Annotated in this window: 31 protein-coding genes; 16 read left to right on the top strand and 15 right to left on the bottom strand. The window is 65.8% G+C overall.

Translation table 11 applies throughout. The features are described from left to right. Nucleotides 1-65 precede the first annotated feature (65 nt). The 5 genes from AC3A56_RS02215 to AC3A56_RS02195 all read right to left on the bottom strand — a co-directional run bounded on the left by AC3A56_RS02215 (nucleotide 66) and on the right by AC3A56_RS02195 (nucleotide 3,155). Entirely contained in the window at nucleotides 66-1,430 is a 1,365-nt protein-coding gene (locus AC3A56_RS02215) for a M56 family metallopeptidase (protein ID WP_487769204.1), read from the bottom strand. Next, entirely contained in the window at nucleotides 1,318-1,704 is a 387-nt protein-coding gene (locus tag AC3A56_RS02210; RefSeq protein ID WP_056717228.1) for a BlaI/MecI/CopY family transcriptional regulator, read from the bottom strand. Before AC3A56_RS02210 ends, AC3A56_RS02215 begins: the two co-directional genes overlap by 113 nt. 106 nt (nucleotides 1,705-1,810) lie before the next feature. Further along, nucleotides 1,811-1,990 carry a hypothetical protein gene (locus tag AC3A56_RS02205; RefSeq protein WP_487769203.1) on the bottom strand — a complete coding sequence of 60 codons (180 nt, stop codon included), beginning with the start codon at nucleotides 1,988-1,990 and terminating at the stop codon, nucleotides 1,811-1,813. Nucleotides 1,991-2,001: 11 nt separating this feature from the next. Continuing rightward, a complete protein-coding gene (locus AC3A56_RS02200) occupies nucleotides 2,002-2,856 on the bottom strand; it encodes a hypothetical protein (RefSeq protein WP_487769202.1) in 855 nt (284 codons plus the stop codon). Nucleotides 2,857-2,882: 26 nt separating this feature from the next. Beyond that, complete coding sequence (locus AC3A56_RS02195) at nucleotides 2,883-3,155, bottom strand: hypothetical protein (protein ID WP_487769201.1); 273 nt, start codon at nucleotides 3,153-3,155, stop codon at nucleotides 2,883-2,885. Between the two features lie 158 nt (nucleotides 3,156-3,313). Between AC3A56_RS02195 and hutG the strand changes: the two genes are divergently transcribed. Further along, complete coding sequence (hutG, locus tag AC3A56_RS02190) at nucleotides 3,314-4,093, top strand: N-formylglutamate deformylase (RefSeq protein WP_056765481.1); 780 nt, start codon at nucleotides 3,314-3,316, stop codon at nucleotides 4,091-4,093. Nucleotides 4,094-4,129: 36 nt separating this feature from the next. On the opposite strand, the gene AC3A56_RS02185 is transcribed toward hutG, so the two are convergent. From AC3A56_RS02185 to asnS, 7 genes are all read right to left on the bottom strand, one after another. Then, nucleotides 4,130-4,561 carry a RidA family protein gene (locus AC3A56_RS02185; RefSeq protein ID WP_487769200.1) on the bottom strand — a complete coding sequence of 144 codons (432 nt, stop codon included), beginning with the start codon at nucleotides 4,559-4,561 and terminating at the stop codon, nucleotides 4,130-4,132. Further along, on the bottom strand, nucleotides 4,558-5,223 hold the full coding sequence (gene can, locus AC3A56_RS02180; protein ID WP_056717225.1) for a carbonate dehydratase: 666 nt from the start codon (nucleotides 5,221-5,223) through the stop codon (nucleotides 4,558-4,560). Before can ends, AC3A56_RS02185 begins: the two co-directional genes overlap by 4 nt. Further along, on the bottom strand, nucleotides 5,220-6,740 hold the full coding sequence (locus AC3A56_RS02175; protein ID WP_487769199.1) for an aldehyde dehydrogenase: 1,521 nt from the start codon (nucleotides 6,738-6,740) through the stop codon (nucleotides 5,220-5,222). The genes can and AC3A56_RS02175 overlap by 4 nt, the downstream gene beginning before the upstream one ends. Nucleotides 6,741-6,819: 79 nt before the next feature. Next, entirely contained in the window at nucleotides 6,820-7,611 is a 792-nt protein-coding gene (locus AC3A56_RS02170) for an SDR family NAD(P)-dependent oxidoreductase (RefSeq protein ID WP_487769198.1), read from the bottom strand. A gap of 16 nt (nucleotides 7,612-7,627) precedes the next feature. Beyond that, entirely contained in the window at nucleotides 7,628-7,942 is a 315-nt protein-coding gene (locus AC3A56_RS02165; RefSeq protein ID WP_056717224.1) for a hypothetical protein, read from the bottom strand. Then, on the bottom strand, nucleotides 7,939-8,763 hold the full coding sequence (locus tag AC3A56_RS02160; RefSeq protein ID WP_487769197.1) for a hypothetical protein: 825 nt from the start codon (nucleotides 8,761-8,763) through the stop codon (nucleotides 7,939-7,941). The genes AC3A56_RS02165 and AC3A56_RS02160 overlap by 4 nt, the downstream gene beginning before the upstream one ends. A gap of 14 nt (nucleotides 8,764-8,777) precedes the next feature. After that, nucleotides 8,778-10,178: an asparagine--tRNA ligase gene (asnS, locus tag AC3A56_RS02155; protein WP_487769196.1), complete on the bottom strand. Its 1,401-nt coding sequence runs from the start codon at nucleotides 10,176-10,178 to the stop codon at nucleotides 8,778-8,780. Between the two features lie 150 nt (nucleotides 10,179-10,328). Between asnS and AC3A56_RS02150 the strand changes: the two genes are divergently transcribed. The 7 genes from AC3A56_RS02150 to radA all read left to right on the top strand — a co-directional run bounded on the left by AC3A56_RS02150 (nucleotide 10,329) and on the right by radA (nucleotide 16,422). Continuing rightward, nucleotides 10,329-10,655, top strand: coding sequence for a HesB/IscA family protein (locus tag AC3A56_RS02150; RefSeq protein ID WP_056765495.1), 327 nt, complete (start codon nucleotides 10,329-10,331; stop codon nucleotides 10,653-10,655). 209 nt (nucleotides 10,656-10,864) lie between these two features. Continuing rightward, nucleotides 10,865-11,293, top strand: a complete 429-nt coding sequence (rpsF, locus tag AC3A56_RS02145) for a 30S ribosomal protein S6 (RefSeq protein WP_007804738.1) — start codon at nucleotides 10,865-10,867, stop codon at nucleotides 11,291-11,293. A gap of 14 nt (nucleotides 11,294-11,307) precedes the next feature. Then, nucleotides 11,308-11,538, top strand: a complete 231-nt coding sequence (gene rpsR / locus AC3A56_RS02140; RefSeq protein WP_007081973.1) for a 30S ribosomal protein S18 — start codon at nucleotides 11,308-11,310, stop codon at nucleotides 11,536-11,538. 144 nt (nucleotides 11,539-11,682) lie between these two features. Then, complete coding sequence (gene rplI / locus AC3A56_RS02135) at nucleotides 11,683-12,132, top strand: 50S ribosomal protein L9 (RefSeq protein WP_056717220.1); 450 nt, start codon at nucleotides 11,683-11,685, stop codon at nucleotides 12,130-12,132. A 287-nt stretch (nucleotides 12,133-12,419) separates the two neighbouring features. Beyond that, complete coding sequence (locus AC3A56_RS02130) at nucleotides 12,420-13,814, top strand: replicative DNA helicase (RefSeq protein WP_056717219.1); 1,395 nt, start codon at nucleotides 12,420-12,422, stop codon at nucleotides 13,812-13,814. A gap of 19 nt (nucleotides 13,815-13,833) precedes the next feature. Then, nucleotides 13,834-14,922 (top strand): alanine racemase, encoded by a 1,089-nt coding sequence (gene alr / locus AC3A56_RS02125; protein WP_487769195.1) that lies wholly within the window; start codon nucleotides 13,834-13,836, stop codon nucleotides 14,920-14,922. Nucleotides 14,923-15,036: 114 nt separating this feature from the next. Beyond that, nucleotides 15,037-16,422 (top strand): DNA repair protein RadA, encoded by a 1,386-nt coding sequence (gene radA, locus AC3A56_RS02120; RefSeq protein ID WP_487769194.1) that lies wholly within the window; start codon nucleotides 15,037-15,039, stop codon nucleotides 16,420-16,422. 7 nt (nucleotides 16,423-16,429) lie between these two features. On the opposite strand, the gene AC3A56_RS02115 is transcribed toward radA, so the two are convergent. After that, on the bottom strand, nucleotides 16,430-17,227 hold the full coding sequence (locus AC3A56_RS02115) for a cytochrome C assembly family protein (RefSeq protein WP_487769193.1): 798 nt from the start codon (nucleotides 17,225-17,227) through the stop codon (nucleotides 16,430-16,432). Between the two features lie 95 nt (nucleotides 17,228-17,322). Here AC3A56_RS02115 and ffh point away from each other — a divergent pair, with 95 nt between their 5' ends. The 5 genes from ffh (at nucleotide 17,323) to rplS (ending at nucleotide 20,901) form a co-directional block, all read left to right on the top strand. Continuing rightward, nucleotides 17,323-18,705: a signal recognition particle protein gene (gene ffh / locus AC3A56_RS02110; RefSeq protein WP_056765511.1), complete on the top strand. Its 1,383-nt coding sequence runs from the start codon at nucleotides 17,323-17,325 to the stop codon at nucleotides 18,703-18,705. Nucleotides 18,706-18,868: 163 nt separating this feature from the next. Further along, nucleotides 18,869-19,123 carry a 30S ribosomal protein S16 gene (gene rpsP / locus AC3A56_RS02105; protein ID WP_056717214.1) on the top strand — a complete coding sequence of 85 codons (255 nt, stop codon included), beginning with the start codon at nucleotides 18,869-18,871 and terminating at the stop codon, nucleotides 19,121-19,123. Between the two features lie 2 nt (nucleotides 19,124-19,125). Continuing rightward, on the top strand, nucleotides 19,126-19,641 hold the full coding sequence (gene rimM, locus AC3A56_RS02100; RefSeq protein WP_007804751.1) for a ribosome maturation factor RimM: 516 nt from the start codon (nucleotides 19,126-19,128) through the stop codon (nucleotides 19,639-19,641). A 36-nt stretch (nucleotides 19,642-19,677) separates the two neighbouring features. Further along, nucleotides 19,678-20,451 (top strand): tRNA (guanosine(37)-N1)-methyltransferase TrmD, encoded by a 774-nt coding sequence (trmD, locus tag AC3A56_RS02095; protein WP_487769192.1) that lies wholly within the window; start codon nucleotides 19,678-19,680, stop codon nucleotides 20,449-20,451. Nucleotides 20,452-20,493: 42 nt separating this feature from the next. After that, complete coding sequence (rplS, locus tag AC3A56_RS02090) at nucleotides 20,494-20,901, top strand: 50S ribosomal protein L19 (protein WP_056717212.1); 408 nt, start codon at nucleotides 20,494-20,496, stop codon at nucleotides 20,899-20,901. Between the two features lie 108 nt (nucleotides 20,902-21,009). Here rplS and AC3A56_RS02085 read toward each other — a convergent pair whose 3' ends face one another. Both AC3A56_RS02085 and epmB read right to left on the bottom strand, forming a co-directional pair. Next, nucleotides 21,010-23,052, bottom strand: coding sequence for an EAL domain-containing response regulator (locus AC3A56_RS02085; protein WP_487769191.1), 2,043 nt, complete (start codon nucleotides 23,050-23,052; stop codon nucleotides 21,010-21,012). 135 nt (nucleotides 23,053-23,187) lie between these two features. Continuing rightward, nucleotides 23,188-24,198, bottom strand: coding sequence for an EF-P beta-lysylation protein EpmB (gene epmB, locus AC3A56_RS02080; RefSeq protein ID WP_487769190.1), 1,011 nt, complete (start codon nucleotides 24,196-24,198; stop codon nucleotides 23,188-23,190). Between the two features lie 88 nt (nucleotides 24,199-24,286). Between epmB and efp the strand changes: the two genes are divergently transcribed. From efp to AC3A56_RS02065, 3 genes are all read left to right on the top strand, one after another. After that, entirely contained in the window at nucleotides 24,287-24,865 is a 579-nt protein-coding gene (gene efp, locus AC3A56_RS02075; protein ID WP_007804756.1) for an elongation factor P, read from the top strand. A 139-nt stretch (nucleotides 24,866-25,004) separates the two neighbouring features. Then, nucleotides 25,005-26,336, top strand: a complete 1,332-nt coding sequence (locus tag AC3A56_RS02070; protein ID WP_056765520.1) for a TRZ/ATZ family hydrolase — start codon at nucleotides 25,005-25,007, stop codon at nucleotides 26,334-26,336. A 12-nt stretch (nucleotides 26,337-26,348) separates the two neighbouring features. After that, nucleotides 26,349-26,600: a YciI family protein gene (locus tag AC3A56_RS02065; protein WP_487769189.1), complete on the top strand. Its 252-nt coding sequence runs from the start codon at nucleotides 26,349-26,351 to the stop codon at nucleotides 26,598-26,600. Nucleotides 26,601-26,645 lie beyond the last annotated feature (45 nt).

Genomic DNA, 26,645 nt, shown 5'->3' with positions numbered 1-26,645 from the left:
ACAACCTCGGCAGGGATGTGCCGAGGTTATCAATTCAATAATTCACATGCAAATCAAAAGGATTTTCAGCTTTTTGAATTTTGTTTCTCAGCTTCACCCCTGCCCGGGCCGTCGGTGAGAGGGTCCAGCATGAATTTCACGGGTACGCGCGCGTAGCCTTCGATCGGCTTGCCATCCTTCATCTGCGGGTTGAAACGCCATTGCCTGGCCGCGTTGGTCGCCGCCGCGATGAGGTCGCCGGACACCGTGCTGCTGTACTGCGGATCGTAGGTGATGCTGCCCACCGTGCCGTCGGCATGAACCAGGACCTTGAGCACGACCGTGCCTTGTTCGTGGTTCTTGATCGATGCGGCCGGATACCGCGGTTGCATGTTCACGTTGTGGGCGATGTCCGAGGACGCACTCTGGTCGGATGCCGGAGTGGACTGGGCCTGCGCGACCAGCGTGCTGCCTGCCATCAGCGCCGCCAATCCGAAGTAGCCGATGCAACGGCGCAGTGCACCGGGACGATGACGCTGGATCATGATGAGTCGCTCCTTCAGTTGTGGCTCGGCGAGCCAGGGGATCAAGGCCGGCACGGGCGAGCTGGCGGCACTGTGCATGAGGACATTGGCGTAGCCGGATTCGTCCTGCGGCGCCAGGCGCAGCACGCGTGCATCGCATGCCAGTTCTTGGTCGAGCCGGAACCGCGGCAAGGCAAGCCAGGCCAGCGGGTGGAACCACAGCAGGGCCGAGGCGATTTCGGCGAGCAGGTTCCACAGCACATCGCCGCGACGCAGGTGGGCCAGTTCATGGCGCAGGATCAGTTGCCGTTCGGCGGCGCTGAAGCGCTGCATGAAATCCGCCGGCAGCAGCAGCAACGTGCGCCGTGCCGATGGCAGCAGGGCCGGGCCGGCCGGGTGCAGTCGCAGGCGAGAAGCATCGAGCGTATTCATGTCCTGCCGCAACGCCGTGAGCATGGATTCGGGCAGGCGACGGCTTTGTCGATGCAGGCGAATGACCTGCACGAGAAGCCGCAGCAGGCACACCGCGGTGCCGGCCAGCCATGCCGGGTACAGCCATGGGGCGATGGATCGTGGCTGGAACGGCGCAGCCAGACCGGTATCCGGGCCGGGAAGCACCTGCAAGGTCGGCAGCGTGATCCAGGGGATCGGTGCCGCGGGCAGCCAGGGAAGACTGGCCAGCAATGGCGGCAGCAGCCATAACAGGAACGCAGGGTCGGCACCGAATGCCCGGCGCAATGGGCGGCGCGCCAGCAATACGAAAATCATGCCGACGGTCGTCAGGAGCAGGGAGCGCAGTACGGTCGCATCCATGTCAGTGCTCCTTCTTCTCGATCGCATCGAGCAGCTTGCGCAACTCGGCGATGTCTTTCGCGCCCAGTTTTTCGTGCGCGCTGAAATGCACGAGCAGCGGTGAAAGCCGGCCACCAAACACCCGGTCGAGCAGGCTGCGGCTTTCCTGCGATTGCCATTGCTCACGCGTCAACGCGGGCGAATACAGATAGCGCCGGCCGTCCTTTTGCGCGCTTGCCGCACCCTTGCCCAGCAAGCGGTTGAGCAGGGTGCGGATGGTCTTCTCGTGCCAGTCGCTGTCCTGCTGCAGTGCGGCCACGATGTCTTCGGAGCTTTGCGGCGCCTTGCGCCACAACACTTCCATCACCCGGCTTTCGGCTTCGCTGATCGGCGGGAGGGGTCGGGTCATGGCGCATCCTTTGGATTACATTTGTAGTTCACAAAAGACTACATGTGTAATCCTGGCAGCGCAAGTGGTTCCCATGGGCCTCTTCGGACCGAAAACCCGCGACCACTCAGTGCCTTTCCACGGTGATGGTCTGTGTGGTCAAGGTCTGTCCGTTGAGGCCCCAGGCGCGTAGCCGGTAGCGACCCGGGCGCAGGTACAGCTTCGACACGACATCGCCTTGCATGAAGGCGTAGCGATCGGCGGCGACCGCCGTGTCCGGTTCGTCGAAGACGTGGGCGTCGATCACGCAGGGGAACGTCACCTTGCACAGCGACGAGCGGATGGGTGAGGCGCCCGATCGCTTTCCTGGGCCAGCCAGTCGGGGCGCAGTCTGACGATCGGGTCCGGCAGCATGAGGTGGTCGCGATCGGAACTGTGCACGTTCGAGGTCGGCCGATGGAGGCCTCTTTCGCCAAAGCGGTGGGTGCCAGGGGGCAACAGCACGTTCATATCGTATGCGTCCGGGTTGTCACTCCAGGGTTTGCCGGTTGTGCGGCTGATCAGCACGATGGGCCCTGAAGAGGGAAAGGCCCTGACCAGTTGCCGATATGCATCATCCTCGGAAGGGATCTGCTCGCGGAACCGGGTCTGATCGATGGACAATGGCTCGATGCCACTCAATTGCTGCAGACGGGCCGCCATCGGTTGGGTATTGCCAAGACGGCCCCTTGCCTTGTCGATATGCGCATAGCCTGCATGAACCAGGACTTTTGCATGCGGGTCCCGGGCGAACGTCCTTCGGTACAGATTGTCGGCCTGCCTGGACTCCCGATCGGTCTGCGAGCTGGCATCCACGTCATAGGGGACCAGGATGTAGCCCAGGCGAATCGCCGTCCGGACGATTTCGCCGTAAGTCGGCTCATGCAGGTATTGCGTTCCGCTGTCCTCAATGGCGTAGCCGCGCTGCATCAGCTGCGTATCCTCGTCCGGCAGGGCCTCGATGGCCAGGTAGTCGAAGCCGAGCGCGTGCAGGCGCGGCAGCAGGGCCAGAGTCAGCAACCGGGTGTGGGCGTCGTGATGTGCCTCGTTCACCATCACCAGGCGGCGATCCCCGGCCATGCTGGTGATGGCATCCACGGCGTCTGTGGAAGTCCAGTCGGTCGGCGTCGGCAAGCTGGCATCCGCCGGAATGTGGCTCTTCAACGGAAAGTCGAACAGGCCTCGTTGTAAAGACCCAGCTCGTTCTCGACCGACGCAAACATCTGCAGTCCCAGCTGTTGGTCCGCCTTCGGGAGTTTTGGCGTTTCTTTCAGCAGGTACATGTAGCGCGCCAGGTCGTTGGTCTGTTGCTTGGTCTCGCGGAACATCGTGCTGGCAGCCGGGCTGAAATTCTGCGCGGAGGAAGGCGCGGCCAGTGACATGGCAGCGCAAAACGTCACCGACGCGATACGGGAAGACATCCGGTTCGGCATGGCGGAACCCTCGGGGATGACCCGTTGCCAGCGTGCTCCCGAAGCCGTCGCCAGACAAGTACCCGACAGGCCCGAACGGCATCATGCCTCGATAGGGTGCAGGGTCTTTTTCCGTCCCTGGATGAAGCCCTTCCGGAAGGCTTGGGTACAATGTCCGGATGACGACCTTCAATCTGCAGCGCGGCCGCGTGCCGCTGTTGATCAGCCTGCCGCACGACGGCGCCTTCATTCCCGCCGGACTCGCGGCGCGCATGCATCCTGCCGCGCGGCGATCGCCGGATACGGACTGGCATGTGGGACGACTGTACGAACCGCTGGCGCAGGCGCTGGGCGCCAGCGTGCTGAAACCGCAGGCATCCCGTTACGTGGTTGACCTGAATCGTCCCGCCGATGGCCATGCCCTGTACCCGGGGCAGCGCGAGACCGGGCTGGTGTCGACCATCGGCTTCGATGGCGAGGCTCTCTATCGCGACGGGCTGGAACCGGACCAGGATGAAGTCCGGCGCAGGATCGACGAATACTGGCTCCCCTATCACGACGCCCTGGCACAGGAACTGGCCCGGTTGCGTACCGAGCATGGTCGGGTGGTGCTGTGGGAAGGGCATTCCATCCGCAGCCAGGTGCCCATGCTGTTCGAGGGGCGCTTGCCGGATTTCAACCTCGGCACGGCGAGCGGGGCCAGTTGCACGCCGGCCCTCCAGGAACGCCTGCAGTCCTGCCTGGCGTCGCAGTCGCGCTTCAGCTTTGCGGTCAACGGACGCTTCAAGGGTGGCTACATCACCCGCCATTACGGCGCGCCGGAGACGGGCGTGCAGGCGGTGCAACTGGAACTGGCCCAGCTCAACTACATGGACGAAGAGAGCTTTGCCTACGACGAGGCCAGGGCATCGTCGGTGCAGGAACTGATCAGGCTGTTGCTGCAGGCCTGCCTGGCCTGAGGGAGCGCTTGCGCCCGGCGAGCACGCTGCTGCGAATCAGCGCGGCTCGGCGGGAAGGGCGGCCACGCACTTCAGCTCGATCGCGATCGGCGTCGGCAGGGCCACGATGCCCACCGTGGTGCGACAGGCATCCACGCCGGCGAAGCACTCCGCATACAGCCGGTTGTAGGTCGCGAAATCGCGCTGCATGTCGGTGAGGAAGACCGTCACGTCGACCAGGTCGGTCCAGGCCGCGTCGCTGGCTTCCAGCACGGCTCGCACATTGGCGAATACCTGGCGGCATTGAGCCTCGATGTCGTAGTCGACCAGCCGGCCGTCGGCGTCGAGCACGTTGCCGGGAATCGCGTTGCTGCCGGGCTGGCGAGGGCCCACGCCGGACAGGAACAGCAAGTTGCCGACCCGCCGCGCGTGCGGATACGCGCCCACCGGCGCCGGCGCTGCGTCGGTGCGGATGCCCGCGCCGCTCATGCCGCGCCTTCCCAGCGGCGGGTCAGTTGGGTGACCGCCTCGTGATAGGCGTCGGGCAGTTGCTCGCGGCCACGCACGTCGAGACCGAGATCGTGGATATGGCCGTTGTCCAGGCCGTAGATCCACGCATGCACGGCCAGCTGCTGGCCGCGCTCCCATGCTTCGCGGACCACCGTGGTATGGCATACGTTGAGTGCCTGCTCCAGCGCGTTCAGCTCGCACAGGTGGGCATGGCGCATCGCGAATGACTGGGCCGGGTCGAGCTTGTCGGCGTGCTTCATGGCGATGTCGGTGATGTGCCGCAACCAGTTGTCGATCAGGCCCAGCCGGCTTTCCTTCAGCACCGCGCCCACGCCGCCGCAACCGTAGTGGCCCACCACCAGGATGTGTTTCACCTGCAGGACATCGACCGCGAACTGGATGGTGCTGAGCGCGTTGAGGTCGGTGTGCACCACCACGTTGGCGACATTGCGGTGCACGAAGATCTCGCCTGGCGGCAAGTCGACGATCTGGGTTGCCGGCACGCGCGAATCCGAGCAGCCGATCCACAGGTAGCGCGGCGCCTGCTGCTGCGACAACTGTTCGAAAAAGGTCGGGTCCTGCGCGGTGACCTGATCGGCCCAGCGTCGGTTGTTGGCAAGCAGATCTTTCAATGAATTCATCGGGACTCCATGGGTTGGGCCGAAGCGTCCTGGCGAGATACCGGAGGCGCGCCATAGGCGATGCAGATGTTTTTCGGCTCGGTGAAGAAGTGCAGCGCCTCGCTGCCACCCTCGCGACCGACCCCGGATTGCTTGACGCCGCCGAACGGCGTGCGCAGGTCGCGCAACAGCCAGCAGTTGATCCAGACGATGCCGAATTCGAGCTGGCCGGCCATGCGATGCGCGCGCGACAGGTCCTGCGTCCACAGCGAGGCGGCCAGGCCGTAGCGGCTGTCGTTGGCGATCGCCAGCGCCTCGGCTTCATCCTCGAAGGGAATCAGGCACACCACCGGGCCGAAGATTTCCTGCTGGTTGGTCTGCGCCGCCGAAGGCAGGCCTTCGATCACCGTCGGGGCGATGAACCAGCCATCGGCGCAGCGCCCGTGCAGGGTGAGCGCGCTACCGCCGCAAAGGACCTGGCCGCCTTCGTGGCGGGCCTGTTCGATGCAGCCCAGCACCTTGTCGTAATGCGCTTGCGAAACCATTGCGCCGAGGTCGCTGTCGGCCGCGTCCGGATCGCCCACGCGCAACGCCTGCACCCTGGCCAGGTAGCGCTGGCGGAAAACGTCGTAGATCGATTTCTGCACCAGCAGGCGTGAGCCGCACAGGCAGATCTCGCCCTGGTTGGCGAAACCCGAACGCACGATGGTGTCGAGGTTCGCGTCGGAAAGGTCGGCGTCGGCGAACACGATCGCCGGGTTCTTGCCGCCCATTTCCAGCGACAGCTTCTTGAATTGGGCAGCGGCGACGCCGGCGATCCGTGCGCCGGTGACCGTGCTGCCGGTAAAGGAAACGGCCTTGACCGCGGGATGTTCGACGATCGTCTGGCCCACGCCCGGGCCGCTGCCATGCACGATGTTCAGCACGCCTGCCGGAAAGCCGGCTTCGATGCTCAGTTCACCCAGCAGGGCGGCGGTGCACGGCGTGACTTCCGACGGCTTGGCCACCACCGTGTTGCCCGCGGCCAGCGCCGGTGCGATCTTCCAGGTGAACAGGTACAGCGGCAGGTTCCACGGGCTGATGCAACCGGCTACGCCCAGCGGCTGGCGCAAGGTGTAGTTGATCGCGCCGCTGCCGGGCACGCCGGTTTCCATCGCGTGCGATTCGCTGCCCCAGCCGATGATCGCCGCGGCAAAGTAGCGGAGGTTGCTGACCGCCCGGGGAATGTCGAGTCGGCGCGCCAGACTCAGCGGCTTGCCGCTGTCGCGTGATTCCAGCGCGGCGAATTCTTCCAGGCGCGCCTCGATCAGGTCGGCCAGCCGCTGCAGGTGATGCGCGCGCTGATCGATCGGCGTGTTCGCCCATGCGGGCGCCGCGCGGCTGGCCGCTTCCACCGCGGCGGCGACGTCGCTGGCGTCCGAATCGGGACATTGCATGAAGACCGCGCCGGTGGCGGGTTCGTGCACGTCGAGCCAGGTATCGCGGAGTGGCGCCCGCAGGCGACCGTCGATCAGATTGGCTAGGCGCGGTATGGACATCCGCGCAAGTCTAGAACCAGCCGGCGGTGATTGCACCGGACGCTGGCGTATGCACGGCGTCCCCGGGCGACCTGGCGGATCAGCTCAATGCGCGGGTGCGACCGCCGTCCACGGCAATGCTGACGCCGTTGACGTAGGCGGCAGCCGGGGTGCACAGGAAGGCGATCACCGCCGCCACCTCGCTGGCCTCGCCGAAGCGCCTGGCCGGAATGGTGGCGATCAGGCCTTGGGCAATTTCGTCTTCGCTCTGGCCACTGGCCGCGGCTTTGGCGCCCAGCAGGCTGTCCAGGCGATCGGTGCGGGTGTAGCCAGGCAGCACGTTGTTGACGGTGATGCCATCGGCCGCCAGTTCGCCGGACAGGGTCTTGGCCCAGCCCGCCACCGCGGCACGCACGGTATTGGATACGCCCAGTCCCGCGATCGGTTCCTTCACCGAGGTGGAGATCACGTTGACGATGCGGCCGTAGCCGCTGCTGCGCATGCCGGGCAGCACCGCCTGCAGCAAGGTCTGGCCGGCCAGCAGGTGCTGGCGGAACGCGGTCTCGAAAGCCGCGGTGGTTGCGCTGCTGGCCGGACCGCCCGGTGGTCCGCCGCTGTTGTTGATCAGGATGTGCACGGCTGACGCGGTGGCAACTTCCGCGGCGGTGGCCTGCAACGCGGCGGTATCCAGCATGTCCACGCTGCGCCATTGATGCCGCTGCCCGGCGTGGTTGCACGGCAGTTGTCGGGCGAGCTGTTCCAGCCTGTCCGCCGAGCGCGCCAGCAAGGTGACGCTGGCGCCCAGTCCAGCCAGCTCGATGGCGCTGGCGCGGCCGATGCCTTGCGAAGCGCCGCAGACCAGTGCGTGGCGTCCACCCAGATCCAGTTGCATGGTCATTCTCCGCGAATCAGTGCAGCCACAGACGCATCGCCAGCGCGCCGAGCCAGCAGGCCCAACCCAGCCACTGGCTGTAGCGCCAGATCGCCTGCCAGCGGTTGATCGCCACATCGCCAAGCGCCGGCAGCGCCGGCGAGCGCAGTACCTGCTGCATGCTGGCCCAGGTACGAAAGCCCGAGAGGCGGCCGCCGGCGGCATCGGTGATGACCTGCCAATGCTGCGGGTAGCGCTGGCGCAGGAGCGCGGCGACGCGGAACGGGGCCACGTACGACAGCACGAACAGGCCGACGCCGCAGGCCAGCAGGCCAAGATAGAGGATGATCATGGTGGGCTGCTGTGGCGGCTGGTGTTGTTGCTGCTGGCCCAGGGCAGGGGCAGTGCGGTACGCAAGGTGTTCAACACGCCATCGCCCTTCGCGGCCTTCTTGCAGACCGCATTGTCGAGCGCCTTCTCGTAGGTCTTGTTCATCAGGCCGACCCACAAGGTGCCATCCGGGCCGTGCGGAATGCTGAAGCTGCCGGTGGAGTTCATCTGCAGCGAGGCGGCGGTCGAGGTGGAGATCGAGGCGGGCGACTGCTCCCAGTAGGTCTTGCCGGATTGCTGCTCGGCCGAGCTGTAGACCAGCAGGTAGCGGGCCTTCGCGTTGTCGATCTTCAGGCTGCCGAACGCGCCGGTGGTTTCGTCGCTCCAGCCCATGTGTTCGCACAGGCCGATGTCTTCCGAACGCAGTGGCTGGAACGCTTCGTCCAGCAGCACCGCGGTGGGCGCGAACAGGTAGCTGGCGTGCAGCCAGCGGCCGTTCAACTCAGACTTCAGCGCGACCTGGTAGGGCAGCTTCACGCCGATCGGCAGCCGGAAGGCGAGGAAGTAGCTCTGCGTGCCGTTGAGGTTGGCGACCATGCTGCCGCTGCCCAGCACGAATTTCTGAGGTTCCCACGGCAGCGTGCTGCGGTAGGAGAAATCGGCGAAGCTGCTGCAGCAGGGGCTGGCCTGCATCAGCTTCGCCTGCGCCAGCTTCAGCGCGTCGCCGGTGTTCTCCGACGGCGGGCGCAGGTTGGGCGGCAGCAGGGACTTGGCCGTGTGGCAGCCGCCCAGCAGGACGCTGAAAAACAGTGTGGCGATGAGGGCGGGGAGTCGAAGCTGCATGGCGACGGGTTTGCTCAGAATTCCGCCGTGCCGGCGGCGCGGGGGTAGGGGATGGCATCGCGGATGTTGGACAGGCCGCAGATGTAGACCAGCAGGCGCTCGAAGCCGAGGCCGAAGCCGGCATGCGGTACCGTGCCATAACGGCGCAGGTCGCGATACCAGCCGTAGCTGGCCGGGTCGAGGCCGAACTGCACCATGCGCCGATCGAGGTAGTCGAGTCGTTCCTCGCGCTGGCTGCCGCCGATGATCTCGCCGATGCCCGGCGCCAGCACGTCCATCGCCGCCACGGTTTTCTCGTCGTCGTTCAGGCGCATGTAGAAAGCCTTGATCGCCTCGGGGTAGTTCATTACGACCACGGGGCGGCCAATATGTTTCTCGGCCAGATAGCGCTCGTGCTCGGTCTGCAGGTCGATGCCCCAGGCGACCGGGTATTCGAATTTCTCGCCGGACTTCTTCAGGATCTCGATCGCGTCGGTGTAGTCGATGCGCTCGAAGGGCTTGGCGATGAACGCCTCCATCCGGCTGATCGCGTCCGGTTGCACGCGTTCGGCGAAGAACGCCATGTCGTCGGCGCGCTCGTCCAGCACAGCCTTGAAGATCGCCTTGAGGAAGGCCTCGGCGCAGTCCGCGTCGGCGGTGAGGTCGGCGAACGCGATCTCCGGCTCGACCATCCAGAACTCGGCCAGGTGGCGGGCGGTATTGGAGTTTTCGGCGCGGAAGGTGGGGCCGAAGGTGTAGACCTTGCTCATCGCCAGGCAGTACGCCTCGACGTTGAGCTGGCCGGACACGGTGAGGAAGGCCTCGCGGCCGAAGAAATCCTTGCGGAAGTCGATCTTGCCCTCGGGCGTGCGCGGCAGGTTGGCCAGGTCCAGGGTGGACAGCCGGAACATGTCGCCGGCGCCCTCGGCGTCGGAGGTGGTGATGATCGGCGTGTTGATCCAAAAGAAGCCCTGCTCGGTGAGATGGCGGTGGATCGCCGTCATCATCGTGTGGCGCACCCGGGTCACCGCGCCGAACAGGTTGGTGCGCGGGCGCAGGTGGGCGACCTCGCGCAGGAATTCCATACTGTGCTGCTTGGGCTGGATCGGGTAGGTTTCCGGATCGTCGACCAGGCCGGTGACGATCACCTCGTCCGCCTGCAGTTCGAAGCTCTGGCCCTTGCCCTGGGACGGCACCAGGGTGCCGCTGACGATCACGCCGGCGCCGGCGGTGAGGTGTTTCACCTCGCTCTCGTAGTTGCCCAGGGTGGCCGGCACCACGGCCTGGATCGGATCGAAGCAGGAGCCGTCGGTGACGTTGACGAAGGACAGGCCGGCCTTGGAATCGCGGCGCGTGCGCACCCAGCCACGTACCGTCACCGCGCTGCCGGCGTCGAGCTTGCCGGAAAGAGCCTGCTTCACACTGACCACGGCCATCGGTTGAAACTCCTGCTGCCACGCCGCATCTGGACGTGTAATGGATGAGCGTTCCCTGCGCGCCAGCGCATGGGAGCAAACCGTCATGATAATGTAGCTGCCGCCCGTGCTGCGACTTTCCGGGTCAACTCCGAGGTTCGATCTGCCGTCATGAGCATCACCATCACTTCCGCCGCCAACGAGCGCATGCGCCACTTCCTGGCGGCCACCCCGGCCGCTGCCGGCGTGCGTTTCGGCGTCAAGCGTACCGGCTGCTCCGGCTTCGCCTATGTGGTGGACCTGGCCGAGTCGATGGGCGAGGGGGATCGGGTGGTCGAAGTAGACGGCCTGCCACTGATCGTCGACGACAAGAGTCTGGCGCTGGTCGATGGCACCGTGATCGACTTCCAGCGGCAGGGCCTGAATGCCAGCTTCGTATTCCACAATCCGAACGCCACCGGCGCCTGCGGCTGTGGCGAGAGCTTCACGGTCAGCTGAGCCAGGCCAGGGGCTGCGTCTGACTGACGGGTTCCCGATGTGCACCCGGCGCCAGCCCTGTTTCATCAATGACTTGCGCCAGGCTCCGCCGGCACCGTACAATTCCGCTTCTGTCCGCATCCCAACAGGTGCCGGCAGGACACTTGCCTCACCGCAACGGCGGGAGGCTGCGAGGCCGCAAGGCCGCATCCACAAGGAGTCAACCCACAATGACCCTGCGTCATTACGAAGTTGTGTTCATGGTCCATCCGGACCAGAGCGAGCAGGTCCCCGCGATGCTCGAGCGCTACAAGGCGCTGATCGAGACCGACGGCGGCAAGATCCACCGTCTGGAAGACTGGGGCCGTCGTCAGCTGGCCTATCCGATCGTGAACCTGGCCAAGGCACATTACGTGCTGCTCAACATCGAAGTCAGCCAGAACGCGCTGAACGAGCTGGAGTCGGGTTTCCGCTTCAACGACGCCGTGCTGCGCCATCTGGTGGTCCGTCGTGACGAGGCCGACATCGAGCCGTCCTTCATCCTGAAGTCGAAGGAAAAGGATGACGCCAAGTCCACCCGTCGTCGTGACGACGAGGGTGATGGCGAAGGCCGCGGCGGTCGTGACGACCGCGACAACGATCGCGACAGCGACGACTGATCAGGAGCACAGCCATGTCCAAGTTTTTCCGCCGCCGCAAGTTCTGCCGCTTCACTGCCGAAGACGTGAAGGAGATCGACTACAAGGATCTCAACACCCTGCGTCAGTACGTCACCGAGAACGGCAAGATCGTGCCGAGCCGCATCACCGGCACCAAGGCGCGCTACCAGCGCCAGCTGGCCACCGCGATCAAGCGCGCCCGCTTCCTGTCGCTGCTGCCGTACACCGACAACCACGACGTCTAAGACACGTCAGGGGCGGGGAGCAGGAAACGGGGAACGTTGGTATCGCGCCAGCCTTTCCGTTTCCCGATCCCCGATCCCAGCTCTTCGGACACCCGTCCTCTGGCTGCGCCGGGCCACACCGGCGCTAACGAAAAGAGAAGCATCATGGAACTCATTCTTCTGCAGAAAGTCCGCAACCTCGGCACGCTCGGTGACAAGGTCACCGTGAAGCCGGGCTACGGTCGCAACTTCCTCCTGCCGCAGGGCAAGGCCGTTCGCGTCAACGCCGCCAACCTGGCTGCGTTCGAACAGCGTCGCGCCGAATACGAAGCCAAGGCCAACACCGCCCTGGCCGAGGCCGAGGCACGCAAGGCCAAGCTGGCCGACGCGTCGGTGACGATCACCGCGCACGCCAGTGCCGAAGGCAAGTTGTTCGGTTCGGTCGGCCCGCGTGACATCGCCGAGGCCCTGACCACCGCGGGTCACGAAGTTCACAAGAACGAAGTGATCCTGGGCGAAGGTCCGCTGCGCAACACCGGCGAATTCGACGTCGTGATCAGCCTGCATGCCGACGTCCAGACCACTGCCAAGGTGATCGTGGTCGGCGACAAGTAAATTCCGGATCATCGGAAAGCAGCCGGGCGCCGCGAGGCGCCCGTTTGTTTTTGAGGGGCAGGGAGCCGGGAGTGGGGAATGGCGGTAGCCAGGCCGCCGTGGCTTCTTGCCCTTTCCGAATCCCCATCCCCGCGCTCAAGCCTTATCCCCATCCATCCCCAGCTTATCCACAGACTTGTTGTCTCGACGGGCGAGACGCCGCCGCGCATGATGGTGTCGGTATGAGCAGCCACGAAGCGTCGGTGCATTGCATGCCGCCCGTGGGGCAATTCTCCTGAGGTCAGTCCATGTCTTTCGTGCCCGAACGCAAACCTTCCTCTCCGGCCATCGAGGCGTTGCGGGTGCCGCCGCATTCCATCGATGCCGAGCAGGCGGTGCTGGGTGGCCTGATGCTGGCGCCGGACGCGCTGGACAAGGTGGCCGACCGGCTGGCCGAGGATGATTTCTATCGCAAGGATCACCGGCTGATCTGGCGTGCGATCAACGAGCTGGCCAACAAGGGTATGCCGTGCGACGCGGTGACCCTGGGGGACTGGTTCGAGAGCAACGGCCTGGCCGAGATGGTCGGCGGCGCGGGCTATCTGATCGAGCTGGCCAACAGCACGCCGAGCGCGGCCAACATCGCTGCCTACGCCGAGATCGTGCGTGAGAAGTCGGTGATGCGCCAGCTGATCGACGCCGGCACCTCGATCACCGAGGACGGCTACCGGCCCGAAGGCAAGAGCGTGCAGGAGGTGCTGGAAAGCGCCGAGCAGCGCGTGTTCCACATCGCCGAATCCGGCGCACGGGGCAAGAAGGATTCCGTCTCGATGCGCGAGGCGGTGAAGGACGCCTTCCGCCTGCTCACCGAGCGCTACGAGAACCGCGGCCAGCTCACCGGCGTCAGCACCGGCTTCACCGACCTGGATGCGCTTACCTCGGGCCTGCAGCCGTCGGACCTGATCATCGTGGCGGCGCGTCCGTCGATGGGCAAGACCGCATTCGCATTGAACATCGCCGAAGCCGCCGCGCTGGGCGGCAAGAAGGCGGTGGTGGTGTTCTCGATGGAAATGTCCTCCTCGCAGCTGGCGTTCCGCCTGATTTCGTCGGTGGGCCGCATCCACCAGCAGCACCTGCGCAACGGCACCCTGGAAGAAGAGGACTGGCCGCGCGTCTCCAACGCCATCGCACTGCTGTCCGAGGCCAAGATCTTCATCGACGACACGCCCAGCCTGTCGCCGGTGGAAATGCGTTCGCGCGCGCGCCGGCTGCATCGCGAGCATGGCGGCCTGGGCCTGATCGTGATCGATTACCTGCAGCTGATGCAGGTGCCCGGCAACAAGGAGAATCGCGCCACCGAAATTTCAGAAATTTCGCGTTCACTGAAGGGGCTTGCCAAGGAGTTGAACGTGCCGGTGATCGCCCTGTCGCAGTTGAACCGCTCGCTGGAACAGCGCGCGGACAAGCGTCCGATGATGTCCGACCTGCGCGAATCGGGCGCGATCGAACAGGACGCCGACGTGATCATGTTCATTTACCGTGACGAGTACTACAACAAGGAATCTCCGGACAAGGGCATCGCCGAGATCATCATCGGCAAGCAGCGCAACGGCCCCACTGATACCTGCAAGCTGACCTTCCTCGGCCACTACACCCAGTTCGTGAACTACGCGCCGGATTCGTTCGTCGGTTCATTCGATTGATGCTGCGCTCCCGTCCACGATGAGCCGCGCCACCGTCGCCACCATCCATCTCGGCGCCTTGCGTCTCAACCTGGCGCGGCTGAAGGCGCTGGCGGCGCCGGCGCAGGTGATGGCCGTGGTCAAGGCCGATGCTTACGGGCATGGACTGGAACGGGTCGCACGTGCGCTGGACAGCGAGGCCGATGCCTTCGCCGTGGCGGCGCTCGGTGATGGCCTGCGCCTGCGCGCTGCCGGGCACCGCCAGCGCATCGTGGTGCTGTCCGGTCCGGACAGCGCCAGTGACATCGCCGAGATGCAGCGGCTCCAGCTGGATGCCGCGATCCATCATGACGCCCAGTTGCAGTGGCTGGCCGGGGCCGACGCCGCGCGCGGACGCCTGCGCGTCTGGTTGAAGGTCGACAGTGGCATGCACCGGCTCGGCTTCGCGCCCGCAAGGGTGGCTGAGGTGCATGCGCAACTGGCCTCGATGACGGGTGTCGATCCGGAAATCGGCCTGCTGACCCACTTCTCCGACTCCGAAGTGTTCGGCGGCGGGCAGACAGCAGCACAAGTCGCCTGTTTCAACCAGGCCACGCAGATGTTCGCCGGCCCGCGCTCGCTGTCCAATTCCGCCGCCGTGCTCGGCTGGCCCGAGGCCCGGGGTGACTGGGTGCGCACGGGCGGCCTGCTTTATGGCTTGTCCGTCGTGGAAGGCAGCAGCGGCGAAGACTTCGGCTTCCGTTCCGCGATGACGCTGTCGACGCGATTGATCGCGATCAACGCGGTCGGCAAGGGCGAGCGCATCGGCTACAACGGCACCTGGACCTGTCCCGAAGACATGCCGATCGGCGTCGCCGCCGTCGGCTACGGCGATGGCTATCCGCGCAGTGCCGCCGCGGGCACGCCGGTACTGGTCGGTGATCGACGGGTGCCGCTGATCGGCCGCGTCTCGATGGACCTGATCACCCTGGACCTGCGCACCGCGCCGGAGGCGAAGATCGGTGATCGCGTGGTGCTGTGGGGGCCGGAGCTCCCGGTGGAAATCATCGCCGCGCAATCGGCCACGATTTCCTATGACCTCACCTGCGGCATGACGCGCCGGGTGCTGTTCGTCGAAGACGAGCGTTGATCGATCGGTCCGCATTCGAAGACGAAAACTGACGGCGTCGTGCGCTTTGACGTCTCGCGGTTTGCGATGGTCGCAGGCTAAGCTTCCCGCATCGTATCCCGCTGGAAAACTTTCATGGCCAAGGCCAAGACCGCCTACGTCTGCACCGAATGCGGCGCCGAGCACAGCAAGTGGCAGGGCCAATGCATCGAATGCGGGGTGTGGAACACGCTCAGTGCGATCGTGCTGGAGCCGGCCACGGCGGGCAAGTCGTCGGTGGGCGCGCAGCGTTCCAGCTATGCCGGCGCCGCCGCGGGTTCGCCCAAGATCACGCCATTGACTGAAGTGATGTCGACCACCGAGGCGCGCACGCTGACCGGCATCGGCGAACTCGACCGCGTATTGGGCGGCGGACTGGTGCAGGGTTCGGTGGTGCTGATCGGCGGCGATCCCGGCATCGGCAAATCGACCCTGCTGCTGCAGGTGCTGGGCACCCTGGGCCTGCAGTTGCCCAGCGTCTACGTCACCGGCGAAGAATCGCTGGCGCAGGTCGCCTCGCGCGCGCAACGTCTGGGCCTTTCGCTGGACCCCTTGCGGGCGCTGGCCGAGACCTGCATCGAACGCATCCTCGAACAGGCGATGACGACCCGGCCGAAGGTGCTGGTGATCGATTCGATCCAGACCATCTGGACCGAACTGCTCACCGCGGCGCCCGGCTCGGTGTCGCAGGTGCGCGAGTCCGCGGCCAAGCTCACGCGCTTCGCCAAGGAGACCGGTACCTCGGTGTTCCTGGTCGGTCACGTCACCAAGGAGGGCGGCATCGCCGGCCCTCGCGTGCTCGAGCACATGGTCGATGCGGTGCTGTACTTCGAGGGCGAATCGGGCAGCCGCTTCCGCGTGCTGCGCGCGTTCAAGAACCGCTTCGGTGCCGTCAACGAACTGGGCGTGTTCGCGATGTCGGACAAGGGCCTGCGCGAGGTGCCGAATCCGTCGGCGATCTTCCTGTCCTCGCATGCGGGACCGACCTCGGGCAGCGCGGTGATGGTCACCCGCGAAGGCACTCGGCCGCTGCTGGTCGAAGTGCAGGCGTTGGTCGACCAGTCCTCGCTGGGCAATCCGCGCCGGGTCACCCTGGGGCTGGAGCAGAACCGCCTGGCGATGCTGCTGGCGGTGCTGCATCGGCACGGTGGCGTGGCTGCGTACGACCAGGACGTGTTCGTCAACGTGGTGGGCGGCATCCGCGTGCAGGAAACCGCAGCCGATCTGCCGGTGTTGCTGGCGGTGCTGTCCAGCTTGCGCGATCGGCCGTTGCCCGAGCACATGATCACCTTCGGCGAGGTGGGATTGTCTGGCGAGATCCGTCCGGTGCCGAACGGCGATGAGCGCCTGAAGGAAGCGGCGCATCACGGCTTCAAGCGTGCCATCGTGCCGAAGGCCAACACACCGAAGAACGGCAGGGTCGGCGAGATGGAGGTGGTCGGCGTGGAGCGGCTGAGCGAGGCGATCGACGCCTGCCGTTGAGCGCGGCCTATACCGGGCGGTGCAACACCAGCTCCAGCACCGCCTTGCTGCCGAAGAACGCCAATACCAGCACGGCCATGCCGATCAGGGTCAGGTTCACCGCGCGCGAGCCGCGCCAGCCATGCCGCCAGCGTCCGTAAAGCAGCACGCCGAAGACCAGCCACGCGACGATGGACAGCACGGTCTTGTGCACCAGGTGCTGGCCGAACAGGTTGTCGACGAACAGCACGCCGGTCAGCAGGGTCAGCGAAAGCAGCACGAAGCCGGCGCTGATCAGGCGGAACAGCAGGGTTTCGGTCAGCGTCAGCGGCGGCAATGCGCGCAACCAGCGGCCGAACTGGCGATGCCGCAATGCCCGTTCCTGGATCGCCAGCAGGATCGCCAGCACGGCGGCGATCGACAGCACGCCGAAAGCGAGCAGCGCCACCGTGACATGCAGCTTGATCTGCCAGTCCATCGACTGCGGCAGGGTGGGCGGGGCCAGGAAGCTGTCCACCGCCACCAGCGCTGCGGTCAGCGGAAACACGATGACGCCCAGCGCGGCCACCGGGCGCGAGGCATTCACCAGCAAGGTCAGTGCCGACACGACGAAGGCGACCAGGGACAGTGCGGCGAAGAAATGCAGGTCCAGCGCGCCCCGGTGAATGCCGAGCAGGATGCTGGCATGCAGCAGCACGGCCACCCCGGCCAGGCCAAGTGCCAACCGGTTCAGCGGCTGGCCGCTGCCCAGCAGCGGGCGGGCGAGCACCGCCGCCGCGGCGAGGTAGAGCACGATGGCGATCAGCGCAAGCAGGTGTGTGGTCATAGCCCGGCAGTGTCGCACAGCCCCTTGCCGGCTTGCATGCCAAGGCGGTCGCCGCGTCCGTTATAATCGCCCCTTTCCCGTTTGCCGGTTCCGCCATGTTCGAGTCGCTCAGCCAACGCCTTTCCACCACCGTCAACCGCCTGCGTGGTCGCGGCCGGCTGACCGAGGAAAACATCCGTGAGGCGCTGCGCGAGGTGCGCATCGCGCTGCTGGAGGCGGATGTGGCGTTGCCGGTGGTGCAGGCGCTGATCCAGCGGATCAAGGTGCGCGCGGTCGGCCAGGACGTGGTCAAGAGCCTGTCGCCGGGCCAGGCACTGATCAAGGTGGTCAGCGACGAGCTGACCGTGGTGATGGGTGCGGCCAACAGTGAGCTGAACCTGGCCCAGCAGCCTCCGGCGGTGGTCTTGATGGCCGGCCTGCAGGGTGCGGGCAAGACCACCACGGTGGCGAAGCTGGCGCGGCTGCTGACCGAGCGCAAGAAGAAAAAGGTGATGGTGGTCAGCTGCGACGTCTACCGTCCGGCCGCGATCGAGCAGTTGCGCACGCTGGCCGAGCAGGTCGGGGTGAAGTTCTTCCCGTCCGAGGCGGGTCAGGACCCGGTGGCCATCGCCAGGGCCGCGGTTGCCGCGGCGCGCCGCGAAGTGGTCGACGTGCTGATCGTCGATACCGCCGGTCGCCTGCACGTGGACGAGGCGATGATGGCCGAGATCAAGGCGCTGCACGCCGCGATCACGCCGATCGAAACCCTGTTCGTGGTCGACTCGATGACCGGCCAGGACGCCGCCAACACGGCCAAGGCGTTCAACGAGGCGCTGCCGCTGACCGGCGTGGTGCTGACCAAGACCGATGGTGATGCCCGCGGTGGCGCGGCGCTGTCGGTGCGCTATGTCACCGGAAAGCCGATCAAGTTCCTGGGCGCGGGCGAAAAGAGCGACGCGCTGGAGCCGTTCCATCCCGATCGCCTGGCCCAGCGCATCCTCGGCATGGGCGACGTGCTGTCGCTGGTCGAGGAGGTCGAGCGCAAGGTCGACCAGGACAAGGCGCAGAAGCTCGCCCAGAAGGTGATGAAGGGCAAGCGCTTCGACCTGAACGACATGAAGGACCAGCTGGAGCAGATGGGCAACATGGGCGGACTGGCCGGCCTGATGGACAAGCTGCCCGGCGTGTCCGGCCTGCCGGACAGCGTCAAGTCCAAGGTCAACGACGGCGAGATGAACAAGATGATCGCGATCATCAATTCGATGACCAAGAAAGAACGCCGTCACCCCGATCTGCTGAACGGCTCGCGCCGCGCCCGCGTGGCGCGCGGCTCCGGCACCCAGCCGGCCGACGTCAATCGGGTGCTGAAGCAGTACATGCAGATGGAAAAAATGATGTCCAAGCTGTCCAAGGGCGGCACCAAGGGCCTGATGCGGCAGATGCGTGGCGCCATGAAGGGCATGGGCGGCATGGGCGGCGGTTTGCCGCCGATGCGCTGAGGGTCGCCGGACGCTCTACCGAAACCGCCTCGCGGGAATGGCGGCGTAGTGATGGGGTACTCGCGAAGCCCTTCCCTTTTCCCGAAAAACCGCTAAAATGCCCCGTTTACCGCGCACGGCTCTCGTGTGCCTGCCGCCGGTTCGGCAATTCTGGAGTTTTACCATGGTCAAGATTCGTCTTTCGCGCGGTGGCGCCAAGGGCCGTCCGTTCTACCACGTTGTCGTGACCGATCAGCGCAGCAAGCGCGACGGCCGCAACATCGAGAGCGTCGGTTATTACAACCCGGTTGCGTCGGGCAAGGACAAGCGCCTTGAGCTGAACGTCGAGCGCGTGAAGGAATGGGTTGGCAAGGGCGCCCAGCTGACCGACAAGGTCGCTGCCCTGGTCAAGGAAGCCGGCAAGCAGCAGGCTGCCTGAACGTGACGACGGCCGGTCGGCGCGTCCTGATCGGGCGCATCGTCGGGCTGTATGGCGTGCAGGGCTGGCTCAAGATCGAATCCTGGGCCGAGCCGCGCATGCGGATCTTCGACTACCAGCCGTGGCTGCTCGGTGCAGCGCCCGGTGCGGAGCTGGAGATCACCGGAGCGAAGGGTCGCCTCCAGGGCAAGGGCATGGTTGCCCAGTTGCCCGGGATCGACGATCGGGAAAAGGCGGCGGCGTTGATCGGTACCGACATCCATGTCGCCCGTGAGCAGCTGCCTCCTCCGGCGAAAGACGAGTATTACTGGGTCGATCTCGAGGGACTCGAGGTCGTCACCACGCAGGATGTGCAGCTGGGGCGGGTGAGTCATCTGTTCGCCACGGGTGCCAATGATGTCGTGGTGGTCCGGGACGGTGCGCGCGAGCGCCTGATCCCCTTCATCCAGGGTTCGTATGTGCGTTCGGTGGACTTGTCTGCAGGGCGCATGGTGGTGGACTGGGATCCCGAATTCTGACGTCGCCGTTTTTTGCGGACTAAAGGGTCAAGGATCATGCGCATCGACGTCGTCAGCCTGTTTCCCGACTTCGTGCGCCAGTGTGCCGAGGTCGGTGTGGTGGGACGCGCGCAGCAGCGCAAGCTGCTTCAGGTGGAAACCTGGAACCCGCGCGACCATGCCACCGACAGGCATCGCAGCGTGGACAGCAGCTCGTATGGCGGCGGTCCGGGCATGGTGATGATGATCGAGCCCTTGCGCACGACCTTGAAGGTCATGCGTGAGGCGGCACCGGAGCCGGTGCATCTGGTTTATCTCAGTCCGCAGGGAGCGCGGCTGACGCAGGGCAGGGTGGAGGCGCTGGCGAAACTGCCGCGCATCGGCCTGCTCTGTGGGCGTTATGAAGGTGTGGACGAGCGTCTGCTGGCGCACGAGGTCGACGAGGAGCTCTCCATCGGCGATTATGTGCTGTCAGGCGGCGAGCTTGCCGCGGCGGTGATCATCGACGCGGTGGGGCGTTTGCAGGATGGCGCGTTGAATGACGCGGCATCGGCCGAGCAGGATTCATTCTCGAATGGATTGCTCGATTGCCCGCACTATGCAAAACCGGTGCAGGATGCACTGGGTTCGGTACCGGAGGTGTTGCTGTCCGGTGACCATGCGGCGATTGCCCGCTGGCGCCTCAAGCAATCGCTGGGACGGACCTGGTTGCGCCGCCCGGACTTGTTGTCACGGCATGGACTGGATGCAGCTTCCCGGGCCTTGCTGGATGAATTCCGTCGTGAACATCCCCTGCGGGGACAATCACGGCAAGACGATGCGGTCGAGTGACCGCAACATTGCTTTCGATTTAAGTGAACCGACAGGTGCGCCATGAACAAGATCATTGAACAGTTTGAGTCCGAGCAGATCACCCGCCAGCTGCCGGAATTCGGCCCCGGCGACACCGTTGTCGTGAACGTCAAGGTGAAGGAAGGCAATCGCGAGCGCGTGCAGGCTTTCGAAGGCATCGTCATCGCCCGCCGCAGCCGCGGCCTGCATTCGGCTTTCACCGTGCGCAAGATCTCGCACGGCACTGGCGTGGAGCGCGTGTTCCAGGCGCATAGCCCGGCCATCGACTCGGTGTCGGTCAAGCGCAAGGGCAAGGTCCGCGGCGCGAAGCTGTATTACCTGCGTGGTCTGGAAGGCAAGGCTGCGCGCATCAAGGAAGACGTGGCCGCCGCCGCTGCCGCCAAGGCGAGCGCCAAGGCTGCTGCCGCTGCTGCCGCTGCCGCCGAGTAATTCCGGCACTGCGCGGTTGCGCATGAAAAACCCGCGGATCGCTCCGCGGGTTTTTTGTTGCCTGCCGCCTGCCTAAGGCCCGCCGGGATGCCCCGGCGAGCGGCCGCTTCAGTCCAGCCGCTGCGGGATCTGCAGGAAGTTGCCCTGCACGAAGTCCACGCCACAGGCGAACAGCAGCGAGGTGCTGGTCGCGTCCTCGACCCATTCGGCGATCGTCTGGCGCTTCAGTTCGTGGGCCTGCTGGCAGATCTCGGTGATCTTCTTCTGGCTTTCCGGATGCTGCGGCAGGTCGGCCATGTAGCTGCGGTCGATCTTCAGATAGTCCGCATCGATGTGGTTGAGCAACTGGAACGAGTTGAGGCCTGAACCGAACTGCTCCAGTGCAAAGCGTCCGCCGATCTTCTTCCAGCCCTTGAGGAATTCCTGCGCCGGACGCAGCAAGGTCATGATCTTGCTTTCCGTCATCTCCAGCACCAGCTGGCCGCGCTTCAGCCCCGCCTGGCCCAGCCGCTGGCCCAGCCACGGCAGCAGGCTTTCATCCTGCAGCGCGGCCGCCGTGAGCTTGACGAAGAAGGTGGTTTGCTGGCCCTGCTTTTCGCGTTGCTGCAGGGCCGTGATGGCCTGGTCGAGCACCCAGCGGTCGATGGCCGCGGTGAGGTTGTGCTTTTCGGCGATCGGCATGAAGAAGCCCGGCAGCACCTCGCCCTGGGGGCCGTTCATGCGCAGCAGGATTTCCGAATACTCGCCCTCGACGTCTTGCAGGCTGATCGTCTGCTGGTGATACAGCACCAGCCCCTCTCCGGTCAGCGCCTTCTGCAGCAGTTCCAGCCAGTGACGGTCCTTTTCCGCATCCGCCTTTTCGCGCGCCGCCGGGTCGTGCAGTTCCACCTGGCTGCCGCCCAGGCTCTGCGCCGTGCGCAACGCATGGCTGGCCTGGTTGAGCAGCGATTCCGCGTTGGCGTTCTTCTCGCCGAGCAGGCTGCCACCGACGCTGGCGGTGACCGTGATCGAACGGCTGCCGGCGTCGAAGATCTCGCTGCTGATGCTGTGTTGCAGCTTGGCGATCCATTCGCGGACGTCTTCGTCGGTGCGTGAATCGAGCAGCACACCCAGGGTGTGCTCGGCCAGCATGCCGGCCACGTCGTCCGCTCCCAGCAGCATGCGGATGCGGTCGGCGAAGCCGGACAGCAGCTCGTCGGCCTTGCCCAGGCCGATGCCGCTGACCAGCGAGGCCCAGTTGTCCGGTTCGATCAGCAGCAGCGACTGCCCCTTCTTGCCCTTGGCCGCGGCGGTGACCGCATCGTCCACCTGCGCCAGCATGTGCGAGCGGTTGTACAACCCGGTGACCGGGTCGCGCTGGAGCTGCTCCATCACGGCGGGGTCGACCATCTGGCGGCGGAACACGATCTGCAGGCAGCGCTCGCCCTCGAACGTGGCCGGGGTGAATTCCACCGTGGCGTCGAAGCGGGTCTCGTCGGCGCGACGCGCGCGCAAGGTGAGCTGCGCGGGGAACTTGCCCTGGTGCGCCTGCCCCTTGAGCAGCGCCTTCATCTCGTCGGCGTTGGCCGCGTCGACCATGTCCAGCAGCGGCAGGCCGAGCAGGTCGTCGAAGCTGTCGTAGCCGAAGGTGTCCAGATAGGACTGGTTGGCACGCACATGCATGCCTTCGTGGACATAGGCGATTGCATCGGTGGAGGAGTCGAGCAGGGCGTCGCAGCGGCGCTCGGTCTCGCGCAGCGCGGTGTGCAGCCAACGCACCTGGCGGCGCGTCTGCAGCGCGTCGAACTCGCGCTTGAGCACGGCGATCAGCTGCTTCGGATGGTTCCGCGAGGCGACGCCGCGGGCGCCGTGCACGAACAGCTCGGCGACCAGTTCGCTTTCCATCTCGTTGACCAGGGCCAGCAGCGCGAAGTCACGCCCGTAAGCGTCCAGCACCTTCATCGCCTCGTCCAGGCTGATCGTGGTGACGGCCGGGTCGAACATCACCAGGTCCGGCTCCAGCTCGTTCACCGCCGCCTGCATCTGCTCGACATTGGTGGCGCGCGCGGGTCGCACGGCGATGCCGCTGTTGCGCAGCAGGCTGATGATCTGTTCGGCCTCTTCGAGCGAGCTTTCGACGAAGAGGATCTTGATGACGTATTCTTTTTTCATGGGGCGTGCGGCAGTCCGGTGATCATCGCGGGCGGTTCGGGGGTCGGACATGGCCTTCTTCGGCCATTCGTGTTTGTAACGGATTCCGCCTGCAGCCGCCAGCAGGAAGCAGCGTAAAGGTGACGGCGGCGGGTTTCACAGGGGGCGTTTGGACGTATCGCCGCCCACTTCGCGGACCAGCCGCGGCACCAGGTAGCCGGGAAGTCGCGCGCGCAGGGCCTCCATCAACGCGAGGGCGCGGGAATCGTTGACCTCGAAATGGGCGGCCCCCTGCACGCGGTCGAGCTGGTGCAGGTAGTAGGGCAGCACGCCGGCGGCAAACATCCGCTCGGACAGGGCGGCCAGTGCGTCCGCGTCGTCATTGACCCCGCGCAGCAACACCGACTGGTTGAGCAGCGTGGCGCCGGCTGCCTTCAGCCGGTCACAGGCCGCATCGACGCCGGCATCGAATTCGTTGGCGTGGTTGGCATGCAGCACCATCACCTTCTGCAGCGGCAGGGCGCCGAGCCAGCTCACGAATTCCTCGTCGATCCGTTCGGGCAGCACCACCGGCAGGCGGGTATGGATGCGCAGGCGGATCACCTGGGGCAAGGCAGCCAGGCCGCGACCCAGTTCGTCCAGCTTGTGGGTGGCCAGCGCCAGCGGGTCCCCGCCGGACAGGATCAGTTCGCGAATCGACGGGTCGGCCCGGAGCCGGGCCAGCGCGTCGCGCCACTGCGAGGCGGCGGCGATCTCCTCGCCATAGGGAAAATGGCGGCGGAAGCAGTAACGACAATTCACCGCACAGCTGCCACTGGCGATCAGCAGGGCGCGGCCGTCGTACTTGTGCAGGAAGCCCTGTCCGGCCCTGGACGCCATGTCGCCCACCGCGTCGGCCGTGAAACCCTCGACCTGGTCGTGTTCGGCCCGTTGTGGCAGCACCTGCAGCAGCAGGGGGTCGGTCGGGTCGTTGCGGCGCATCCGCGCCACGAAGCCACGCGGAACCCGCAGGGCGAAACCGGCGTCATCCGGCGGCAGCAGATCGGTGCGGTGCCCCAGGCGGACCGCCTGCAACAGCTCGCCGGGGTCGGTGATGGCGTCCCGCCACAGTTCGCGCCAGCCGGTTGCGGCGGACGATAGGCGGGAATGGGGGCTTGCGGTTATCATGTCGGGCCTTGGATCGGGCGGTGACGCCCGTGACAGACACCCATTTTAGCCGCCCCTCGGGCGAAAACGACTCCGGAGCAGATAGCGCATGGCGACCCTTGGCCTCAACGACGTCAAAACGGGCAAGAAGATCCTTCACAACGGCGATCCCTGGATCATCACCGAAGCGGACTTCATCAAGCCCGGCAAGGGTCAGGCGTTCACCCGCATCCGCATCCGCAACCTGAAGGACGGCCGCACCACCGAGCAGACGCTGAAGTCCAGCGACTCGTTCGAGGAAGCGGACGCCACCGACACCGACATGCAGCTGTCCTTCATCGACGGCATCGGCAAGGACAAGGTGTGGCACTTCATGAACATGGAGACCTTCGAGATGGTGCCGGCCTCGCTGGCTGCCATGGGCGATGCGTGGAAGTGGCTTAAGGGCGAGGAGGAGTGCGTGGTCACCCTGTTCAACGGCGGCATCGTCGCGGTGCAGGCGCCGAAGTTCGTCGAGCTGAAGATCGTCGAGACCGATCCGGGCGTGCGCGGCGACACTTCGGGCGGCGGCGGCAAGCCGGCCACGCTGGAGACGGGAGCCGTGGTGCGCGTGCCGCTGTTCGTCAACCAGGATGAAGTCATCAAGGTCGATACCCGCACCGGCGAATACGACAGCCGCGTCAAGTGAGTGATGGGAGCCTCGTGCTCCCGTCGCTGGTCAAGGCGGACATGCCCACCGGCATGACCGACAAAGCGAATGGGGCGGGCGCCGCAAGGTGTGCCGCCCCATGTCGTATTCAACAGCAGCCGCTGCATGGAGCAGAACTATGAGCCAGTCCCATCCGCAACCCGTCGACCTGATCATCGAGGCACGCTGGGTGGTGCCGGTCGAGCCGCATGCGGTGGTGCTGGAGGATCACGCGGTGGCGGTCGACGGCGACCGCATCGTGGCCTTGCTGCCGATCGCCGACGCTCGCGCCGCCTATGCGCCGCGCGAGCGGGTCGAGCTGGGTGAACACGCACTGATCCCCGGCCTGGTCAACAGCCACACCCACAATCCGATGACCCTGCTGCGTGGCTTGGCCGACGACCTGCCGCTGATGGTGTGGCTGCAGCAGCACATCTGGCCGGCCGAGGCCAAGGTGATCGGTCCGGAGTTCGTGCGTGACGGCGTCGAGCTGGCGGTGGCCGAGATGCTGCGCGGCGGCACCACCTGCGCCAACGAAAATTATTTCTTCCCCGACGTGATCGGCGCCACCTACCGCAAGCTGGGTTTTCGCGCGGTGGTCGGCCTGCCGGTGATCGAGTTTCCCACCGCCTGGGCGAAAACCCAGGACGAGTACTTCGAGCGCGCCGGCGAAGTGCACGACAGCTTCCTCGGCGACAGCCTGCTGACCACCGCGTTCGTGCCGCATGCGCCTTACACGGTGTCGGACGAAAGCTTCGAGCGCATCCGCGTGCTGGCCGACCAGCTCGACATCCCGGTCCACCTGCACACCCACGAAACCGCGCAGGAAGTGGAGGATGAAAAGGCCAAGAGCGGGCTGCGACCGTTCCAGCGCCTGCAGAAGCTGGGCCTGGTCAACGACCGGCTGGTCGCGGTGCACATGACCCAGCTGACCGAGGGCGAGATCGCCGCGTGTGCGGCCGCCGGCGTGTCGGTGGTGCACTGCCCGGAGTCGAACCTCAAGCTGGCTTCCGGCTTCTGCCCCGCCGAGAAGCTGCGCGCCGCCGGCGTCAACGTGGCGATCGGCACCGATGGCTGCGCTTCCAACAACGACCTGGACATGTTCGGCGAAATGCGTACCGCGGCCCTGCTGGCCAAGGCGGTCGCCGGCGATGCCGCCGCGTTCGATGCGGCCTTCGCGTTGCGCGCAGCCACGCTCAACGGCGCCAGGGCGATCGGACTGGAAGCGAAAATCGGCTCGATCGAGGTGGGCAAGCAGGCGGACTTCGCCGCCGTGCGGCTGAGTGACCTGGAGACCCAGCCGATGTTCCACGTGATCTCGCAGCTGGTCTATGCGACGGGCCGGCACCAGGTCAGCGACGTGTGGATTGCCGGCGTGCGCAAGCTCGCCGCGCGCGAGCTGGTGGACATGGACACCGGCGCGATCCTGGCTCGCACGCGCGCCTGGCGCGAGCGCATTGCCTCGGCTTGAGGGAGACCTTCCATGAACCGCTACCTGATCCTGTTGATGCGCCGTCCCCATCTCGACCCTGCCGTGCTGCCGCTGCATCGGGCGTATCTGGAGGGCCTGCGCGAACAGGGGCTGGTCGAGCTTTACGGCGGCTTCGGCGACAAGTCCGGCGGCGCCTACGTGTTGCGTGCCAGCGACATGGCGCAGGCGACGGCCATCGCGCACAACGACCCGGCGCACATCAGCGGCGGATGGGACATCACCGTGCATGAATGGCTGACCTGAGTCCTTGCACTCGTCCGTGAGCACAGGAATCCGGGCCGGCCACGC

This window comes from Rhodanobacter sp. Soil_C_14, assembly GCF_057657335.1.
Note: the sequence above shows the minus strand (reverse complement) of the source record. Positions and strands in the feature narration are given on the sequence as shown.

Bases quoted from the DNA above. Each gene is read 5' to 3' on its own strand.
- AC3A56_RS02210 (WP_056717228.1), bottom strand. From the start codon at position 1,704: ATGACCCGACCCCTCCCGCCGATCAGCGAAGCCGAAAGCCGGGTGATG.
- AC3A56_RS02195 (WP_487769201.1), bottom strand. From the start codon at position 3,155: ATGCCGAACCGGATGTCTTCCCGTATCGCGTCGGTGACGTTTTGCGCT.
- hutG (WP_056765481.1), top strand. From the start codon at position 3,314: ATGACGACCTTCAATCTGCAGCGCGGCCGCGTGCCGCTGTTGATCAGC.
- AC3A56_RS02185 (WP_487769200.1), bottom strand. From the start codon at position 4,561: ATGAGCGGCGCGGGCATCCGCACCGACGCAGCGCCGGCGCCGGTGGGC.
- can (WP_056717225.1), bottom strand. From the start codon at position 5,223: ATGAATTCATTGAAAGATCTGCTTGCCAACAACCGACGCTGGGCCGAT.
- AC3A56_RS02175 (WP_487769199.1), bottom strand. From the start codon at position 6,740: ATGTCCATACCGCGCCTAGCCAATCTGATCGACGGTCGCCTGCGGGCG.
- AC3A56_RS02170 (WP_487769198.1), bottom strand. From the start codon at position 7,611: ATGCAACTGGATCTGGGTGGACGCCACGCACTGGTCTGCGGCGCTTCG.
- AC3A56_RS02165 (WP_056717224.1), bottom strand. From the start codon at position 7,942: ATGATCATCCTCTATCTTGGCCTGCTGGCCTGCGGCGTCGGCCTGTTC.
- AC3A56_RS02160 (WP_487769197.1), bottom strand. From the start codon at position 8,763: ATGCAGCTTCGACTCCCCGCCCTCATCGCCACACTGTTTTTCAGCGTC.
- asnS (WP_487769196.1), bottom strand. From the start codon at position 10,178: ATGGCCGTGGTCAGTGTGAAGCAGGCTCTTTCCGGCAAGCTCGACGCC.
- AC3A56_RS02150 (WP_056765495.1), top strand. From the start codon at position 10,329: ATGAGCATCACCATCACTTCCGCCGCCAACGAGCGCATGCGCCACTTC.
- rpsF (WP_007804738.1), top strand. From the start codon at position 10,865: ATGACCCTGCGTCATTACGAAGTTGTGTTCATGGTCCATCCGGACCAG.
- rpsR (WP_007081973.1), top strand. From the start codon at position 11,308: ATGTCCAAGTTTTTCCGCCGCCGCAAGTTCTGCCGCTTCACTGCCGAA.
- rplI (WP_056717220.1), top strand. From the start codon at position 11,683: ATGGAACTCATTCTTCTGCAGAAAGTCCGCAACCTCGGCACGCTCGGT.
- AC3A56_RS02130 (WP_056717219.1), top strand. From the start codon at position 12,420: ATGTCTTTCGTGCCCGAACGCAAACCTTCCTCTCCGGCCATCGAGGCG.
- alr (WP_487769195.1), top strand. From the start codon at position 13,834: ATGAGCCGCGCCACCGTCGCCACCATCCATCTCGGCGCCTTGCGTCTC.
- radA (WP_487769194.1), top strand. From the start codon at position 15,037: ATGGCCAAGGCCAAGACCGCCTACGTCTGCACCGAATGCGGCGCCGAG.
- AC3A56_RS02115 (WP_487769193.1), bottom strand. From the start codon at position 17,227: ATGACCACACACCTGCTTGCGCTGATCGCCATCGTGCTCTACCTCGCC.
- ffh (WP_056765511.1), top strand. From the start codon at position 17,323: ATGTTCGAGTCGCTCAGCCAACGCCTTTCCACCACCGTCAACCGCCTG.
- rpsP (WP_056717214.1), top strand. From the start codon at position 18,869: ATGGTCAAGATTCGTCTTTCGCGCGGTGGCGCCAAGGGCCGTCCGTTC.
- trmD (WP_487769192.1), top strand. From the start codon at position 19,678: ATGCGCATCGACGTCGTCAGCCTGTTTCCCGACTTCGTGCGCCAGTGT.
- rplS (WP_056717212.1), top strand. From the start codon at position 20,494: ATGAACAAGATCATTGAACAGTTTGAGTCCGAGCAGATCACCCGCCAG.
- AC3A56_RS02085 (WP_487769191.1), bottom strand. From the start codon at position 23,052: ATGAAAAAAGAATACGTCATCAAGATCCTCTTCGTCGAAAGCTCGCTC.
- epmB (WP_487769190.1), bottom strand. From the start codon at position 24,198: ATGATAACCGCAAGCCCCCATTCCCGCCTATCGTCCGCCGCAACCGGC.
- efp (WP_007804756.1), top strand. From the start codon at position 24,287: ATGGCGACCCTTGGCCTCAACGACGTCAAAACGGGCAAGAAGATCCTT.
- AC3A56_RS02070 (WP_056765520.1), top strand. From the start codon at position 25,005: ATGAGCCAGTCCCATCCGCAACCCGTCGACCTGATCATCGAGGCACGC.
- AC3A56_RS02065 (WP_487769189.1), top strand. From the start codon at position 26,349: ATGAACCGCTACCTGATCCTGTTGATGCGCCGTCCCCATCTCGACCCT.